This is a genomic window from Amycolatopsis sp. NPDC051716 (assembly GCF_040681595.1).
Lineage (GTDB): Bacteria > Actinomycetota > Actinomycetes > Mycobacteriales > Pseudonocardiaceae > Amycolatopsis.
Genome location: NZ_JBFAZA010000010.1, coordinates 120,676 through 137,815 on the forward strand (window position 1 = coordinate 120,676; position 17,140 = coordinate 137,815).

Below are 17,140 nucleotides of genomic sequence, written 5' to 3' on the forward strand. Positions count from 1 at the left end.
AGGTACTGGAGGCCGCGAAGTGAGCAAGCTGCACCGTCCACTCGGGACACTGTCCGACGACGCCGACCCGGTCCGGCTGACCCCGGACACCGCGGGCTGGCGGTACTCCGGGCTGCGAGTGCTCTCCCTGGGCCCCGGCGAGACGCGCATCCTGCACACCGGCGAGTTCGAGGCCTTCGTCCTGCCCCTTTCCGGTTCCGCGACCGTCCGCGTCGACGGCGAGGTCTTCGAACTCCGCGGCCGCGACTCGGTCTTCACGCGCGTGACGGACTTCGCCTACGTCCCCCGGGACGCCGAAGTCGAGTTGTCGACAAAAGATGGCCTCGAGGTCGCGTTGCCGATGGCGCGCTGCACCCGCCGTCTCTCTCCGAAATACGGACCGGCCGAAGACGTGCCGGTGGAGGTCCGCGGCGCCGGGCAGGCGACGCGGCAGGTGACCAACTTCGGGGTGCCCGGGGTGTGGGACCACGCCGACAAGCTCAACGCGTGCGAGCTGATCACGCCGGACGGCAACTGGTCGTCGTACCCGCCGCACAAGCACGACGAAGCGACCGAGTGCGAGGTCGTCAACGAGGAGATCTACTACTTCCGCATCGCCGGCCGCGACGGCGTGACGCCGTCCCGCGAGGGCTTCGGGCTGCACCGGACGTACACCGCCGACGGCGAGCTCGACGAAGACGTCGCCGTGCGCGATCACGACGTCTTCCTCATCCCGCGCGGGTTCCACGGGCCGTGCGTGGCCGCGCCGGGTTACCCGATGTATTACCTGAACGTTCTGGCCGGGCCGGCCGAGGAGCGGTCCATGGCGTTCTGCGACGACCCCGCGCACGGCTGGGTCCGCGACACGTGGGCGGCGCAGGACCTCGATCCGCGGTGCCCCGTCACGAGTCACGAAGGGCGTGTCCAGTGAAGCTGACGACGGCTCAAGCGCTGGTCCGGTGGATCCTCGCCCAGCGCTCGGAAACCCTCGACGGCGCGGAAGTCCCGCTGTTCCCGGGGGTGTTCGCGATCTTCGGGCACGGCAACGTCCTCGGCCTCGGCACCGCCCTGGAAGGACACCGCGGGGACATCCCGGTCTGGCGCGGGCACACCGAGCAGGGCATGGCGCTCGCCGCGGTCGGGTACGCGAAGGCCACGCACCGGCGGCAGGTCGGCGTGGTGACGTCGTCGATCGGGCCGGGCGCGCTCAACATGGTGACCGCGGCCGGCGTCGCCCACGCGAACCGGCTGCCGGTGCTGCTCCTGCCGGGCGACACGTTCACCAGCCGGGCCCCGGATCCGGTGCTGCAGCAGATCGAGCCGTTCGGCGACGCGACCGCGACGGTGAACGACGCCTTCCGCGCTGTCTCGCGCTACTTCGACCGGATCAGCAGGCCCGAGCAGCTGATCTCGACGTTGCCGCAGGTCGCGCGGGTGCTCACGGACCCGGCCGACGCCGGGCCGGTGACCCTGGCGCTGCCGCAGGACGTCCAAGCCGAAACCTACGACTTCCCGGACGCGCTGTTCGAGCCGGTGACGCACCGGCCGCTCCGCCCGCGCCCGGACAGGCGTTCGGTGACCGAGGCGGCCGGGGTCCTGCGTGCCGCCCGCCGCCCGCTGCTGGTGCTCGGCGGGGGCGTCCGGTACTCCGGGGCCGGGCAGCGCGCGCTCGACTTCGCCGAGCGGCACGGGATCCCGCTCGTGGAGACCACCGCGGGCCGGACGCTGGTGCCGCACGGGCATCCGCTGCACGCGGGTCCGCTGGGCATCACCGGCTCGACGTCGGCGAACGTCGTCGCGGCTTCGGCCGACGTCGTGCTGGCGGTGGGGACGCGGCTGCAGGACTTCACGACGGCGTCCTGGACGGTCTTCTCCCCCGACGTCCGGCTGGTGTCGCTCAACGCGGCCCGGTTCGACGCGGTGAAGCACGGCGCGCTGTCGGTCGTCGGGGACGCCGACGCGGGGCTGGCGGACCTCGCCGTCCAGCTGGAGAGCTGGCGGGTGGATCCGGAATGGACCTCGCGCGCGGCGGTCGAGCGGGGTGCGTGGGACGCGCACATCGACTCGCTGCGGTCTTCTTCGGCCGAGCTGCCGTCGTACGCGCAGGTCGTCGGCGTGGTCAACGACCTGTCGGCGACCGGCGACTACGTCATGACGGCGTCGGGCGGGCTGCCGGGCGAGCTCATCGGCGGCTGGCGCGGGTCCGGCTCGGTCTCCATGGACGTCGAGTACGGGTTCTCCTGCATGGGCTACGAACTGTCCGGCGCGTGGGGCGCCGCGATCGCCCACCCGGGCCTGGTGACGACCCTGCTGGGCGACGGCTCGTACCTGATGCTGAACTCGGAGCTGTTCTCGGCCGCGTTCGCCGGTCACCCGTTCGTCGCCGTCGTCTGCGACAACGACGGGTACGCGGTGATCGCGCGGCTGCAGGAAGGGCAGGGCGGGAAGCCGTTCAACAACTTCTACGCCGACTGCACGACTTCGCACGCTTCGCCGCCGCGAGTCGACTTCGCGCGCCACGCGGAGTCGCTGGGTTGTGTGGTGTTCACGGCGTCCACTGTGGACTCCCTTCGGGCGGCGTACGCGTCGGCCCGCGAAGCAGCCGTCTCGGAGCGGCGTCCGGCGGTGGTCGTGGTGAAGACGCAGCCGTCGGCCTGGACCGAAGCCGGGGCCTGGTGGGAGGTCGGCGTGCCCGAGCACCTGGCCGGGCGCGACGGGTACGAGCGCGGGAAGGGCGGGCAGGTGCGCTACCTCGGGTCCTGAGTGACGGCCGGCGACGCGGCCCCGCCCAGGAGGCGCCGCGGCGCGCCGGAGCCGTCCGCCGGGACCGCCCAGACGGCGTCGTCCAGCCCGTAGAGGATCGTGCGGTCGTCCTGCCAGAGCGCCTGGTCGTCGACGCTGCGGGTCTCCGCGAGCTGAGTCTCCGCCATGCTCGCGAGGTCCAGGACGGCCAGCCGCCAGACGCCGTCGCCGACCTTCTTCTTGAACGCGATCCGCTTGCCGTCCGGGGACAGCGAAGGGCATTCGACGTTCTCGCGCAGGGTCTTCCCGCGGTAACGCCGGTAGTCGGCTTCGACGAGGTAGGTCTTGCCCTTGCTGCCGAGGGTGGCGTAGAAGCGGTTGCCGTCGGGGCCGAAGGTGATGCCCCAGTAGTTGACGTCGGCCGCGAAGTAGCGGTCGTCGCCCTTGAAGACCGGCAGCTCCTCGATCGTCTTGACCAGCCGGCCGGTGTCGACCTCGTAGAGCCCGGCGCGGGTCGAGAAGCCCGTCTGCGCGTAGGAATCGCCGGTGACGAACAGCGTTCAGTCGACGCGCTTGCCGTCCGGCGAGACGCGCGCGCGGCTCGGGGTCCCGGGCACGGTCTCGGTGTGGCGGACGGCGAGGTGGTCGTCGAGGACGAGGACGTCCGTGATCGCCGGGAGCGTGCCGGGCCGGACGGCCAGGCACACCGCCGTCTGCTTCGCCACCGCGAACCGGTCGCACTTCAGGCCGCTGAGCTGCGGTTTCGCCTGCGGGTCGCCGAGCGGGACGGCGCCGACCCGGCCGGTGGCGGTGTCGCGGAACAGCAGCTGCCCGGGGGCCAGGGTCACCGCGGCGGCGGGTTCGGCGGCCGCGGTGTCGTGCCGCGCGCTGACCGTGTACGTGACGGCCGCGGCGATCAGGAGGGCCGTGCCGGCCAGGGCGAGGACGAGTTTCTTCACGGGCGCACCGGTTTCGCGAGGGCGGCGGCGATGGCGACGGCGGCCAGGCAGACCGCGGCGACGAGCACCGCGGGGCGCAGGTCCCACAGCGTCCACGCCAGTCCGAAGAGGACGGAGGAGAGCATCCGGGCCACGGCCTGGCCCGTCTGCACCACGGCCAGCCCGGTGGCGCGCAGGCCGGCCGGGATGAGCGGGCCGGCGGCGGCCATCAGGACGCCGTCGGTGGCCGCGTAGAACACCCCGTGCAGGCCGAGCGCGACCACGGCGAGCCACAGCCCCGCCTGCGGGCCGCAGAGCAGCACCAGGGCCAGGCAGAGGGCCACGTGCCCGCCGAGGAACACCGGCCAGCGGCCGACGCGGTCGGCGAGCTTGCCGAGCGGCACGGCGAGCAGCAGGTAGACCCCGGCGGTGCCCAGCGGCAGCAGCGGGAAGTACGTCGCCGCGATTTCCCAGCGCCGCTGCAGGACGAGGTAGACGAACGAGTCGCCGACCGTCACCAGGCCCAGCAGCGCCGCCCAGAGCGTCACGCGCCGGAAGTCCTGCTGCTTGAGGAGACCGAGCGCGGCTCGGGCGGAGACCGCCGCGCGGTCGACGCTGCCGGGCCGGTCGCGGACGAACAGGGCCAGCAGCAGCACGGCGATGGCCGCGATGCAGAAGCTGGTGACGAACACGCTGGGGTAGCTGCCGAGGCTCACGGCGAGCACCGCCATCGCCACCAGCGGGCCGAGGAACGCGCCGACGGTGTCCATCGCCCGGTGCACCCCGAACGACCGGCCGAGGGTCGCCGGCTCGCTGCTGAGCGAGATCAGCGCGTCACGCGGGCCGGTGCGCAGCCCCTTGCCGGTGCGGTCGGCGGCGAGGACCAGGCCGATGGCCGCGACCGACGAACCGGCCGCGACCAGGCCGAGCTTGCACACCGCGGACAAGCCGTACCCGAACCCGGCGACGGCCTTGAGCCGCCGCCACCGGTCGGCGAGGTGCCCGCCGAGCACCCGCACGACCGCGGTGGCGCCCGCGTAGAGCCCGTCGAGCAGCCCGAACTGCAGCGGGTTCAGGCCGAGGCCGAGCACCAGGTAGAGCGGGAGGACGGCGGTCACCATCTCCGACGAGACGTCGGTGACCAGGCTGACCATCCCCAGCGCCACCACGTTGGCGGACACCCGCTTGAGCGCCGGTTTGCGGTCGGTCTCCGACGCCAGGTCCGAGGTACGGCTTGCCGCGATGTACATGCCCGCGCCTACTGGTGGCAGGTGTAGGTCGGGCTGCTGTCGAGGACCTTGCCGTCGACGCCGATGAGCTGCGTCTGGAACGAGGTGTCCGTCATCGACAGCTTCAGGACGCCGAAGGTCTTCAGCAGCTTGGCGGTCGTCGGGTGCGCCGGGCTCAGGTCGTAGAGGTTGGCGCCGCCGCTGCCGCCGACGATCTCGACCGGACCGTTCGCGTCGGCCTTCCCGTCGGCGTTCTGCGGCACGAACCGCTCGTAGTCGTGGTCGTGGCCGTTGAGGACGAGGTCGACCTTGTCGGCCACCATCAGGTTCCAGAGCTCGATGCTGTCCTTGTTGTCCCCGTGGTCACCCGAGCTCCACCGCGGGTGGTGGTAGTACGCGGCGACGCAGCCCTTCGTGTTGCTCGCCAGGTCCTGCTTCAGCCAGGTGATCTGGGGCGGCTCGGCGAAGTCGTCGTGCGTGGTGAAGTCGTTGGAGTCGAGGGCGATGAAGTGCCAGTTGCCCATTTCCCAGCTGTAGTAGCGCTGGCCCTGCGGCTTGGCGATGGCACCGAAGTACTGGTCGTAGCCCGTGAACCCGCTGTAGGACTCGTGGTTGCCCGGGCTCGGGTGGGTGATGTTCTTGAACTTGCCCCAGCTCTTGTCGTAGTAGTTCTTGAAGTCCGACAGGGTGGGCTCGTCGTACTGGTTGTCGCCCATGGTGATCACGGCCGCGGGGCCCATGTTCTCGACGAGCTTCGCGGTCTTGGGATGGACGCAGCCGGAGCTGCTCGAGGCGCACTGTTCGGCGATGTCGCCGGCCGCGGCGAGGACGAATCCGGCGCTCCCGGCCGCGGTCTTGACCGTGATCGGCGTGCTCGCGGGCGAGGCGTTCCCCGCCGCGTCGCGGGCGCGGACGGCGTAGGTGTAGCTCGTGGCCGGGGTGAGCCCGGTGTCGGTGTAGGACGTCGTCGCGCTGGTGGCGACCGTCGTGCCGTTGCGGAGGACGTCGTACCCGGTGACGCCGACGTTGTCGGTGGCGGCACCCCAGGTCAGGGGCACGCTCGTGGCGGTCGCCGGGCCCGCGGCGAGGCCGGCCGGGGTGGTCGGGGCCTGCGTGTCGCCGGAGGAGTCCGTGGTGCCGAAGACCTGCATCTCCCAGAAGGAGTAGCCGTAGCTGGTGGCGCGGGTGAGGCCGACGAAGCGCACGAAGCGGCCGCGGGCGGTCAGGCCGCCGAGGTCGTCGACCTTGCCGTCACCGGTGTCGACGGTGGCGGCCGTGGCGAACGACGTGCCGTCGTCGGAGACCTCGATCCGGTACTTCTTCGCGTAGGCGGCTTCCCAGTTGAGGACGACGCGGTGGATGCTCGCGGACTGGCCGAGGTCGATCCGCAGCCACTGCGGATCGGCGCCTTCGGCGCTGGCCCAGCGGGTGGTGGTGCTGCCGTCGACGGCCTTGGCACCGGTGTACGAAGAGCTTTCGGTCGTCGAGGTGGCCACGGGCTTTCCCTGCGACAGCAGGGTATCGGCGGCCTGGGTGGTGGCGGCCGCGGCGATCGCGGACGGCAACAGCACCACGGCGGCGAGCACCGGGGTGAGTCGGGCAAAGGGACGTAGTCGGGTGGACGGCACGTCGCGCTCCTTACGGGCCTGGCGGTGGCGGGCGGGCTGCGGCGTCGGGTTAACGGAAGTGAAACTGTTAGGAAAGTTTCCTAACTAAGCGAACGCCTCGGACTGTAACGAGGCGGCGTTCCGGCTGACAAGACTTGTCTTGTCCTTGAATCGGTCAAGAGGGTGAGTTTTTCACGATATCCGCAGCTCACGGCGTGTGCCGGTGAGCGGCATACTGCTCCGCGTCCCGGGACGGGCTCCCGGCTCAGCCGGACTGGGGCGGCGCCTGCAGGCCTTCGAAGACGGCCGCGATCAACCGCCGTCCCTGAGCCGCGCCGTCTTCGTTGTCCGCGACCCGCCACAGGAAACTCATCAGCATGATGATGTCGGCGGGGTCGTGCCCGGGCGCGATGGTGCCCTCGGCCACGCAGGCGTCGACGAGCTTCTTGACCGCCGCGGTGGTCGGCGCCCACGAAGCGCTGATCAGTTCCTGGGCGGCCGCGCCGTGCAGCGCGTCCCCGAGCCCGTGCTTGATGCGGATGTAGGCCGACAGCGTCTCGAACCACTCGACGAAGGCGGCCTTCGCGGACGAATGCCGGGCCAGCACCTCGTCGGCGGTGGTCGTCAGGCGTTCGATGTCGTGCTGGTAGGCCCCGAGGATCAGGTCTTCGCGGGTCGGGAAGTGGCGGTAGAGGGTGCCGGCGCCGACGCCGGCGCGCTTCGCGACCTCGCTCAGCGGAACCAGCGGGTTCTGCGCGAACAGCTCGTGAGCGGCCTCGATGATCGCGATCCGGTTGCGCGCGGCGGCCTTGCGCTGGGTGCCGTACGTGCCGTCGGTCATGCCCCGATCATGCCTCATCTTTGACATGCGGAGAATCCTCCGCTAGTTTCGACATCAGATCCGGAGAATCCTCCGCGAGTTACCCGTCAGGAGAACCCCATGCGTTACGTGAAGCTCGGCGCCACCGGCCTGGACGTCTCACCCGTCGCGATCGGCGCGATGAGCTACGGCGAACCCGACCGCGGCCACCCCGTCTGGTCCCTCGGCGAGGAACAGGCCCGGCCGCTGATCAGGCACGCGCTCGAGGCGGGCATCAACTTCTTCGACACCGCGAACATGTACTCGAACGGGTCCAGCGAGGAGATCCTCGGCCGCGCGCTCAAGGACTTCGCCGACCGCGACGACGTCGTGATCGCCACCAAGCTGCGCCACCCCATGCGCCCCGGTCCGAACGGGAAAGGCTTGTCCCGCAAGGCGATCATGACCGAGATCGACCACAGCCTCCGCCGGCTCGGCACCGACTACGTCGACCTCTACCAGATCCACCGCAACGACCACGCGACACCGCTGGAGGAGACCCTCGAAGCCCTCAGCGACCTGGTGCGGGCCGGCAAGGTGCGGTACCTCGGCGCGTCTTCGATGTTCGCCTGGGAGTTCGCCAAGGCCCTGCACCTGCAGAAGCAGCACGGCTGGGCGCGGTTCGTGTCCATGCAGGACCACTACAACCTGCTGGCGCGCGAGGAAGAACGCGAGATGCTCCCCCTGTGCCTGGACGAGGGCGTCGGCACGATCGTCTGGAGCCCGCTGGCCCGCGGGCGACTGGCCCGCGCCTGGGACGACGCGAAGTCGACGGCGCGGTCCGGCACCGACGGGGCGTACGCGGACCTGCTGTACTCGCCCGCGGAAGAGGCGTCGAACCGCGCGATCGTCGAGGCGGTCGGGAAGGTGGCGGCGGCCCATGGCGTGAGCCGCGCGGCCATCGCCCTGGCCTGGCTGCACCGGCAGCCGGTCGTCACGGCTCCGCTGGTCGGCGCCGGTTCGATTCGGCAGATCGACGACGCGATCGCCTCGCTGGACGTCGAATTGACCGACGAGGACGTGCGCGCTCTCACGGCGCCGTACACGCCGCGATACGACTGGCAGGGCGTCTCGGACGAGGCGACCATGGCGGCGATCCGGGCTCGCGTTCCGGGCATGGCTTTGACGTGAAGCCGACGGCTTTTCCGTTGCCCCGTAACGGAAATGTCCCCTTACAGAAGATCACCCGATTCAGCGATGGCATTCGAACGAATGTTCGGTAGCTTGGGTTTATGGCTCCTCCAACCCGCACCTTCGCCTCCCGCTCCCGGCGAAGACCCTCACCGCTCCAGCAGTTTCCGGATCTCCGTCACGGCGGCCCGGCCGGCCCGGTTGGCCCCGACCGTGCTCGCCGACGGCCCGTACCCCACCAGGTGCAGGCGGGGTTCCAGCACCACCCGCGTGCCGTCCATCCGGATGCCGCCGCCGGGTTCGCGGACGTGCAGTGGCGCGAGGTGGTCGATCGCCGCGCGGAAGCCGGTGGCCCAGAGGATCACGTCGGCGTCGAAGTGCGAGCCGTCCGCCCAGGCGACGCCGCCGGGCGTGATGCGCTCGAACATCGGCCGCCGGTCGAGGATCCCGGCGGCGCGGGCGGCGCGCACCTCCGGCGTCACGGCCAGGTCGGTGACGCTGACGACGCTTTCGGGCGGCAGGCCCGCGCGCACCCGCTCGTCGACCTTGGCGACGGCGTTGCGTCCCCAGTCCTCGCTGAAGGGCTCGTCCCGCCACACGGGCGGCCGGCGGGTGACCCACGCCGTGGCGCGGGCGAGCGGAGCGAACTCCATGAGCAGCTGGACGGCGGACGACCCACCACCGACCACGACCACCCGACGGCCCCGGAAGTCCTCGGGCCCGGTGTAGTCGGCGGTGTGCAGCTGCCGCCTGGCAAAGGTTTCCTGGCCGGGATAGCGCGGCCAGAAGGGTCGATCCCAGGTCCCGGTGGCACTGATGACGGCTCGCGCGGCCCACGACTCGGCGGGGCTCGAGACGACCAGCCGCTCCCCGGCCCGCGTCACGGACTGGACATCGACGGGCCGGAGAACGGGGAGATCGTAAACGCTTTCGAAGCGCGCAAAGTATTCGGAGACGACCTCGGAGGCGGGCCGCGTCACGTCCGGAGTGCCGAAGGCCATGCCGGGAAGATCGTGGATGCCGTGCACCTTCCCGAGGACGAGAGAAGGCCACCGGTACTGCCAGGCACCCCCGGCACGCTTCCCGTGGTCGAGCACAACGAACCCGCTCCGGTTGGCGAACCCGGCCCGCCGCAGGTGGTAGGCAGCGGACAACCCGGCTTGCCCGGCCCCGATGACCACCACGTCCGTCTCGTGATCCGCGCCGCTCATATGAGGTGCAACACTGCACGCGAAGAGGTATTTCGCGTGTTGAATCACAGCGGCGGCACAGCTGGGACGGGTTCCGCTCCCCTCCCGTCACGAACCGCTCCTCGGCCAATCGCCCCCGAGCCACTCTTCGACCGAGCCCCATTTACCCGGGGTGGCACCGAGCCTCCACCCCGCAAAGCACCGCGACCGCCAACCCCACCAGCGAAAGCCGCCCTCCGACCGAGCCCACCCGAGCCACTCCTCGACCGAGCCCCCTTACCTCGGGTGGCAACAGCCCTCCACCCGCAAGCACCACGCCCGCCAACCCACCAGCTGAATCACAGCAGCGGCACGGCTGGACAGATTCCTGTTCACTCCCGTCACGAGCCGCTCGTCGGCCGAACCCACCCGAGCCACCCCTCGACCGAGCCGCACTCACCCCGGGCGGCACCGGCCCTCCACCCCGCAAAGCACCACGCCCGCCAACCCCACCAGCGAAAGCCGCTCTCCGGCGCTTCCCTGGCCCGGCACGCGTCAGACCGCGACCCGGTTCCGACCGGCCTCTTTGGCCCGATACAGCGCCGCATCAGCAGCTCGAAGCACGTCATCGAGAGTCGGTCCGGCGTCCGGGTGCCGCGCGACCCCGATCGACACCGAAAGGCCACTCACCCGGACCGTCCCGGTACCCGTCGAGATCACCACGTTCAGCTCACCCACCGCCACCCGCACCCGCTCGGCGATCGCCAGCACGTCCGCGCGGCCGATGCCCGGCAGCAGCACCACGAACTCCTCACCACCGAACCGGCCCACGGTGTCGCCCTGGCGCACCGAACCGGAGATCGCCACCGCGACCGCCGCCAGCACGTCGTCGCCGGTCAGGTGGCCGTACGTGTCGTTGATGCGCTTGAAGTGGTCGAGGTCGATCATCAGCACCGCGAAGCCCCCGACGGCGCCGCGGCGCTGCACCCGGGCGTGCTCGCGCGTCGCGGATTCGTGCCAGCCCGCGGTGTTGAGCAGCCCGGTCTTCTCGTCCGTGACGGCCGCGACCTGCAGCTGTTGCTTCAACAGCAGATACCGGTGCAGCAGCAGCAACGGCGCCACGACGAACACCACCAGCACCGGCTGCTCGACCAGCGCGAGCGCGGCGAGCCCGCCGAGGCAGAGGGTCGCCAGCTCGAAGGCGTTGTCCTCCCACGTGCCGATCAGGTCGGCCGCCGAGCGCTGGCTGGTGTACAGGTAGATGCCGGCCGCCACGAGGCCGACGTTCACCAGCTCGAACACCGCGGCCGCCAAGCAGAGCGCGAACAACCCGCGCGGCGTCTGCAGCGGTGTCCCATGCAAGCCCGACACGGCGAGAACGGAGGAAGCCGCGAAACAGGAGAGCATCGCCCAAGCCGTGCTCGCGACGAAGCGGTGCGCGGGCCGCGTACGGACCTGTCGCCACACTCGCACCCACAGGTGCGTGTAGAGCACGACGGCCAGCAGCGCCACCCACGCCGGCGGCAGCAGGACGACACCGGCGAGGTACCAGACGGAGGTGACGTTGATGTGCATCTGCCCGCTCATCCACCGGCGCAGCCGCTCGATGCGGCGTGACATCTCGGCCTGAGCGACCCCGAGGGCGACCAGCACGGCAAACCACCCCGGCCGCACGGGACCGCCGAACCCGGTGGCCAGCGCCGTCCCGGTCGCGCCGACGGCGAGCAGTTCGCAGCCGAGGGCGTAGGCGATCCAGCGGGTCTTGGCACCACCCCACATCGCCCATCGCGCGGGCCAGCCCGGCCAGGCGGAAAGCGCTTCCCGGCGCACGGCGGCCTGGGCTCTCAAGAGCCGAGGCCACAGACGCGACGAACCGGCATCGTGACGTACCCCTTGCGCGAAGTTCGGCCGACCAGGTAGCCCAGCGTAGCCGTTCCGGCGACCCGCGTCGCCAGTCCGGGGGTATTGCCGGCAACGCACCGGCGCAAAGACCCGCCCAAAGTAGATCAACGCAGGTCAGCGCCTCAGCAATAGATCACCATCGGGGGCACGCCCGCCCCAGCCGACCAACGCAGGCCGGCTCATTCGCACAGCGCGCGAACGAGCGCCACCAGACGGACCGCCGCGGCACCGGCACCTCGGCAAAATGCACCCACGGCCCCTACCAACGACCCCGCGCGGAGTAAACCGACACAGCCCAGCGGCTCACCCCGGGACACGCCACCAACCCACGCAGACCAGACCAGCCCAGCGGCACGCACCCACCGACCCGGGCCAGCTCACTTACGGAGCGCGGACCAGACCGGCACAACTCAGCGGCCGAGCACCCCGCACACGCCCACCAACCCAGGCCACCTCACTTGCGGACGGCGCGGAGCAGAGCGGCCCAGCCCAGCGGCTCGGCATCCCCGCACACGCCCACCAACCCAGGCCAGCTCACTTGCGGAGCGCGCGGAGCAGACCGGCACAGCTCGGCGGCTAAGCGCCCCGCACACGCCGACCAACGCAGGCCACCTCACTTGCGAAGCGCGCGAAGCAGACCGGCACAGCTCGGCGGCTAAGCACCCCGCGCACACCCACCAACCCAGGCCGGCTCACTTGCGAAGCGCGCGAACGATCGCCACCAGCCCCACCACCGCGGCGACGGCGGCCAGCACCGGGGCCACTCGCTTGAGCACCGAAGCGCCCGCGTAGTCGAGCAGGTCGATCGCCTCGGTCTCCGGGGGTGCCGGGACGCTGTGCAATGCCGGGCGGTCCGCCGGCTTGGGCTTCGGCTCCGTGTTGATCTCCGGGGTGGTCGGTGCCGGCTTGACCGACGGCTGCGGCTTGGCCACCGGCTCGGACGTGGCCGCCGGCGGGCCCTGCTCCGGTACCGGCTTCACGGCCCGTTCGGCCACCGGCTGGGCGGCTGCCGCCGCGGCCGGGTCCGTCCCCTGCGCTGGGGCCTTTCCGGCTTGGGCACTCTGCGCCGGGGCATCCCCGGCCGTCGACGAACCAGCCGCCGCCGGGTCAGCAGCCGCCGGGGCAGCTGCGGGCTTCTCGGCCGCCGCTTCCTTCGCCGGACCCAGCTTGCCCGACAGACAGCCCGCGAACGTGTCGAGGATCTTGCCGCCGACCTCGCTGATCAACCCGCGGCCGAACTGGGCGGGCTTGCCCGTGATCGCCAGGTCGGTCGCCACCGTTCCGTGGGTTCCGCCGTCCGCCTCCGTCAACGTCAACGTCACCGTTGCCGCCGCCGTGCCCGCTCCGCGGGAATCCTTGCCCGAGGCCTTGATCGTCACCTTGCGGGCGGCTTCGTCTTTCTCGAGGAACTCGCCGTTCCCCTTGTACAGCAAAGAAATCGGCCCCAGCTTGACCTTCACCGTTCCGCTGAACTTGTCGCCCTCGACCTTGGTCAGCGTCGCGCCCGGCATGCACGGGGCGACGCGCTCGGGGTCGACGACCGCCTGCCAGACCTCGCCGATCGGAGCCGGGACGGTGAATTCGTGGTCGAGCCGCACGGGCCGACCTCCTTTCTGCCGAACCTGGGGTGTTCGCACCCCACCCTAGCCGCCCCGGGGGCCGCGGCTCGCCGGGCGAGCGGCAGCCCCGGGGCGCGCGTCAGGGTCCGGCCGCCGCCGCGATCGCGCGGCCCGTCAGCACCTGCGCGAGGTGACGGCGGTATTCGACGTCGGCGTTGCTGTCGACCGGCGGATTCGTGCCCTCCGCCGCGTGCGATGCCGCCGCGGCGATCGAATCCGCCGAGGCCTGGACGCCGACCAGTGCCGCCTCGACTCCCGAGGCGCGGACCGGGGTCGAACCCATGTTCGTCAGCGCGACACGTGCCTCCTCGATGACGCCGGCCTCGGTGCGGACGGTGACCGCGACCGCGACCATCGACCACGCCTGGGCGACGCGGTTGAACTTCTCGTAGTGCGCCCGCCACCCCGTGTGCTTGGGGACGCGGATCTCGACCAGCAGCTCGTCCGGGGCCAGCGCCGTGGTGAACAGGTCGCGGAAGAAGTCCGCGGCCGGGACCGTCCGGCGCCCCGACGGCCCGGCCACCACCAGCGAAGCGTCCAGGGCGAGCACCGGCGCCAGCAGGTCGCCGGCCGGGTCGGCGTGGGCGATCGCGCCGCCGAGCGTGCCGCGGTGGCGGATCTGCGGGTCGGCCACCGTGTCCGTCGCCTCTTTCAGCAACGCCGCGTGCGAAGCCACCAACGCGTCCCGCTGGACGTCGTAGTGCGTGGTCATCGCGCCGATCACCAGCGTGTCGCCGTCCTCGCGGACGCCGCGCAGCTCGGCGACGCGCCCGAGGTCGATCAGCGTGGTCGGTGCGGCGAGCCGCATCCGCAGCACCGGCAGCAGGCTCTGCCCGCCGGCCAGCACCTTGGCGTCCTCGCCCGCCGACGCCAGGGCCTGCACCGCTTCATCCACTGTGGACGGGCGGACGTAGTCGAAGGGAGCCGGGATCACTGCGCACCTCCGGTGGCGTCGATCGAACCGAGGCCGCCACCCGCTTCGCCGCGGCCAGGGCCGCCCGCGTCGGTGGTGCCGTGCTGGATGGCGTGCCAGACCCGCATCGGGGTCAACGGCATCTCGATGTCGTCGACGCCGAAGGGCCGGACGGCGTCGATCACCGCGTTGACCACCGCCGGGGTGGACGCGATGGTGCCCGCTTCGCCGACGCCCTTGGCGCCGAGCGGGTTCGTCGTCGACGGGGTTTCCGTGCGGTCGGTGGTGAACGACGGCAGGTCCGCCGCCGACGGCAGCAGGTAGTCGGCGAACGTGCCGGTGGTGAGCGTGCCGCTCTCGTCGTGCTCGGTGCCCTCGAACAGCGCCTGCGCGATGCCTTGCGCGAGCCCGCCGTGCACCTGGCCCTCGACGATCAGCGGGTTCACCGCGACGCCGACGTCGTCGACGCAGACGTACGAGCGCAGCTTGATCCGGCCCGTCTCGGTGTCCACTTCGGCGGCGCACAGGTGCGTGCCGTGCGGGAACGAGAAGTTCTCCGGGTCGAACGTCGCGTCCGAGTCGAGCGACGGCTCGACCCCGTCGGGCAGGTTGTGCGCCGCGAACACCGCGAGCGCGACGTCGCCCATGCTCGTGGACGTGTCGGTGCCCTTCACCGTGAACTTGCCGCCGGCGAACTCGAGGTCGTCCTCGGCGCACTCGAGCAGGTGCGCCGCGATCGGCTTGGCCTTGGCGATCACCTTCTCCGCGGCCTTGATGACGGCGATCCCGCCGACGACCAGCGACCGCGAGCCGTAGGTGTCCATGCCCTTGTGCGACGACTGCGTGTCACCGTGCAGGATTTCGACGTCCTCGAACGCGACACCCAGCTGGTCGGCGACGATCTGGCTCCACGCCGTCTCGTGGCCCTGGCCGTGCGCGGACGCGCCCGTCGTGACCTCGACCTTGCCGGTCGGCAGCATCCGGATCGAGGCGTACTCCCAGCCGCCGGCGCCGTAGTCCAGCGAACCGAGCACCCGGGACGGCGCGAGCCCGCACATCTCGGTGAACGTCGAGATGCCGATGCCGAGCTGCACCTTGTCCTTCGACGCCCGGCGTCGCTCCTGCTCGGCGCGCAGGCCGTCGTAGTCGAAGAGCTGCTTCGCCTTCTCGGTCGCGGCCTCGTAGTTGCCGGAGTCGTAGGTCAGCCCGCACACGGTCGTGAACGGGAACTCCTCGTGCTTGATCCAGTTCTTCTCGCGCAGTTCCAGCGGGTCCATGCCGAGTTCGACGGCGAGCTCGTCCATGATCCGCTCGATCGCGAACGTCGCCTCCGGGCGGCCGGCGCCGCGGTAGGCGTCGGTCAGCGTCGTCGTCGTGTACACGTTGGTGCACGCGAAGTGGTACGCCGGGATCTTGTAGATCGCGTTGAACATGAACGCGCCGAGGATCGGCACACCCGGCCCGACCAGGCCGTTGTACGCGCCGAGGTTGGCGAGCAGCTCGACCTTGAGGCCGGTGACCTGACCGTCGCGGGACGCCGAAATGGTGATGTCCTGGATCTGGTCGCGGCCGTGGTGCGCGGCGAGCATCGTCTCCGACCGCGTCTCGTTCCACTTGACCGGCTTGCCGAGCTTCTGCGCGACGAGCAGCGACATCATCTCTTCCGGCAGGACGCCGATCTTGCCGCCGAAGCCGCCGCCGACGTCCGGGGCGATCACGCGCAGCTTGTGCTCGGGGATGCCGAGCGTCAGCGCCGACATCACGCGCAGGATGTGCGGCACCTGGGTGGCCGACCACATGGTGATCTGCGTGCTGGTCGGGTCGACGACGCAGGCGCGTGGCTCCATGAACGCCGGGACCAGGCGCTGCTGGCGGAAGCGGCGCTTGAGCACGACCTCCGACGAGCTGATCGCGTCCTCGACGTTGCCGCCGGTGCCGGCCTCGGCGGAGTCGAACTTCCAGACCGCGCTCGTGTTGGTGCCCAGGTCCTCGTGGACCAGCGGGGCACCGTCGGCGATCGCGGCTTCCATGTCGAGGACGACCGGCAGCTCGTCGTATTCGACGTCGATCTCCTCGAGCGCGTCGTGCGCTTCGGCGGACGACCGGGCGACGACGACCGCGACGCCCTCACCGGCGAAGTTGACCGTGTCGGCGGCCAGCACCGGACGGCGCGGCGCCTTCATGTCCGGCGTGATCGGCCACGCGCACGGCATGCCGACCGAGCCGTCCGGGTCGAGGTCCTTCGCGGTGTAGACGGCGATGACACCCGGCGCGCTCTTCGCCGCCGACGTGTCGATCGAGACGATCTTGGCGTGCGCGAACGGGCTGCGCAGGACCGCCATGTGCAGCAGGCCGGGCAGGGTGATGTTGTCGGTCCAGCGGGTGCGGCCGGTGATCAGCCGCTCGTCCTCCTTGCGGCGGCGGGACTTCCCGACCTCCGGTTCGATCGTGGCGGTCATCAGTCACCACCCACGCCGACGTGCTTGTTCTCGGCGATCCGCTCGGCTTCCGGCCCGGCGCCGGGGCTCATGTGCTGCGCGGCGTCGCGGACCGCGCGGACGATGTTCTGGTAGCCGGTGCAGCGGCAGAGGTTGCCCTCGAGGCCTTCGCGGACGGCTTGCTCGTCCGGGTTGGGGTTGTCGGCCAGCAGGTCGATCGACTGCATGATCATCCCCGGCGTGCAGAACCCGCACTGCAGGGCGTGGTTGTCGTGAAACGCCTGCTGCACCGGGTGCAGCCGGCCGTCGCGGGCGAGCCCTTCGACGGTGGTGACCTCGCAGCCGTCGGCCTGGACGGCCAGCACGGAGCAGGACTTCACGCTGTGCCCATCCAGGTGGACGGTGCAGGCGCCGCAGTTGCTGGTGTCGCAGCCGACGACGGTGCCGACCTTGCCGAGCCGCTCTCGCAGGTGGTGCACGAGGAGGGTGCGGGGTTCGACTTCGTCGGTGTACTTCGTCCCGTCGACGGTGACGGTGATGCGCATCAGGCCTCCAAAAGCCGGTTCGGGAACGGCCCGCCCGACCGTGATCGGGCTCACAAACCCCGAGCGTGC

At 71.1% G+C, this 17,140-nt stretch carries 12 protein-coding genes and 1 pseudogene; 3 read left to right on the top strand and 10 right to left on the bottom strand.

Annotated elements, in window-relative coordinates:
- The first annotated feature begins 19 nt into the window (after positions 1-19).
- Together iolB and iolD are read left to right on the top strand one after the other, a co-directional pair.
- Positions 20-910, top strand: coding sequence for a 5-deoxy-glucuronate isomerase (gene iolB, locus AB0M30_RS15980; RefSeq protein WP_364584660.1), 891 nt, complete (start codon positions 20-22; stop codon positions 908-910).
- Positions 907-2,742: a 3D-(3,5/4)-trihydroxycyclohexane-1,2-dione acylhydrolase (decyclizing) gene (gene iolD / locus AB0M30_RS15985; protein WP_364584662.1), complete on the top strand. Its 1,836-nt coding sequence runs from the start codon at positions 907-909 to the stop codon at positions 2,740-2,742. Before iolB ends, iolD begins: the two co-directional genes overlap by 4 nt.
- Here the strand turns inward: iolD and AB0M30_RS15990 are convergent.
- The 4 genes and pseudogenes from AB0M30_RS15990 to AB0M30_RS16005 all read right to left on the bottom strand — a co-directional run bounded on the left by AB0M30_RS15990 (position 2,727) and on the right by AB0M30_RS16005 (position 7,336).
- Positions 2,727-3,680, bottom strand: a pseudogene (locus AB0M30_RS15990) (hypothetical protein). The gene iolD and the pseudogene AB0M30_RS15990 overlap by 16 nt on opposite strands.
- A complete protein-coding gene (locus AB0M30_RS15995) occupies positions 3,677-4,909 on the bottom strand; it encodes an MFS transporter (RefSeq protein ID WP_364584664.1) in 1,233 nt (410 codons plus the stop codon). Before AB0M30_RS15995 ends, AB0M30_RS15990 begins: the two are co-directional and overlap by 4 nt.
- Positions 4,910-4,917: 8 nt before the next feature.
- The gene (locus tag AB0M30_RS16000) at positions 4,918-6,474 is read right to left on the bottom strand and encodes a discoidin domain-containing protein (protein ID WP_364584905.1); all 1,557 of its coding nucleotides are present in this window, start codon (positions 6,472-6,474) and stop codon (positions 4,918-4,920) included.
- 286 nt (positions 6,475-6,760) lie between these two features.
- Complete coding sequence (locus AB0M30_RS16005; protein ID WP_364584666.1) at positions 6,761-7,336, bottom strand: TetR/AcrR family transcriptional regulator; 576 nt, start codon at positions 7,334-7,336, stop codon at positions 6,761-6,763.
- Between the two features lie 99 nt (positions 7,337-7,435).
- Between AB0M30_RS16005 and AB0M30_RS16010 the strand changes: the two genes are divergently transcribed.
- A complete protein-coding gene (locus AB0M30_RS16010; RefSeq protein ID WP_364584668.1) occupies positions 7,436-8,485 on the top strand; it encodes an aldo/keto reductase in 1,050 nt (349 codons plus the stop codon).
- Between the two features lie 149 nt (positions 8,486-8,634).
- On the opposite strand, the gene AB0M30_RS16015 is transcribed toward AB0M30_RS16010, so the two are convergent.
- The 6 genes from AB0M30_RS16015 to AB0M30_RS16040 form a co-directional block, all read right to left on the bottom strand.
- The gene (locus AB0M30_RS16015) at positions 8,635-9,696 is read right to left on the bottom strand and encodes an NAD(P)-binding domain-containing protein (RefSeq protein ID WP_364584670.1); all 1,062 of its coding nucleotides are present in this window, start codon (positions 9,694-9,696) and stop codon (positions 8,635-8,637) included.
- A 513-nt stretch (positions 9,697-10,209) separates the two neighbouring features.
- Complete coding sequence (locus tag AB0M30_RS16020; RefSeq protein ID WP_364584672.1) at positions 10,210-11,502, bottom strand: GGDEF domain-containing protein; 1,293 nt, start codon at positions 11,500-11,502, stop codon at positions 10,210-10,212.
- A 746-nt stretch (positions 11,503-12,248) separates the two neighbouring features.
- Positions 12,249-13,154 (bottom strand): SRPBCC domain-containing protein, encoded by a 906-nt coding sequence (locus AB0M30_RS16025; RefSeq protein ID WP_364584674.1) that lies wholly within the window; start codon positions 13,152-13,154, stop codon positions 12,249-12,251.
- A gap of 100 nt (positions 13,155-13,254) precedes the next feature.
- On the bottom strand, positions 13,255-14,109 hold the full coding sequence (locus AB0M30_RS16030; protein ID WP_364584676.1) for a xanthine dehydrogenase family protein subunit M: 855 nt from the start codon (positions 14,107-14,109) through the stop codon (positions 13,255-13,257).
- A complete protein-coding gene (locus tag AB0M30_RS16035) occupies positions 14,106-16,547 on the bottom strand; it encodes a molybdopterin cofactor-binding domain-containing protein (protein ID WP_364584678.1) in 2,442 nt (813 codons plus the stop codon). The genes AB0M30_RS16030 and AB0M30_RS16035 overlap by 4 nt, the downstream gene beginning before the upstream one ends.
- A complete protein-coding gene (locus tag AB0M30_RS16040; RefSeq protein WP_364584679.1) occupies positions 16,547-17,071 on the bottom strand; it encodes a (2Fe-2S)-binding protein in 525 nt (174 codons plus the stop codon). The genes AB0M30_RS16035 and AB0M30_RS16040 overlap by 1 nt, the downstream gene beginning before the upstream one ends.
- Between the last annotated feature and the right edge of the window lie 69 nt (positions 17,072-17,140).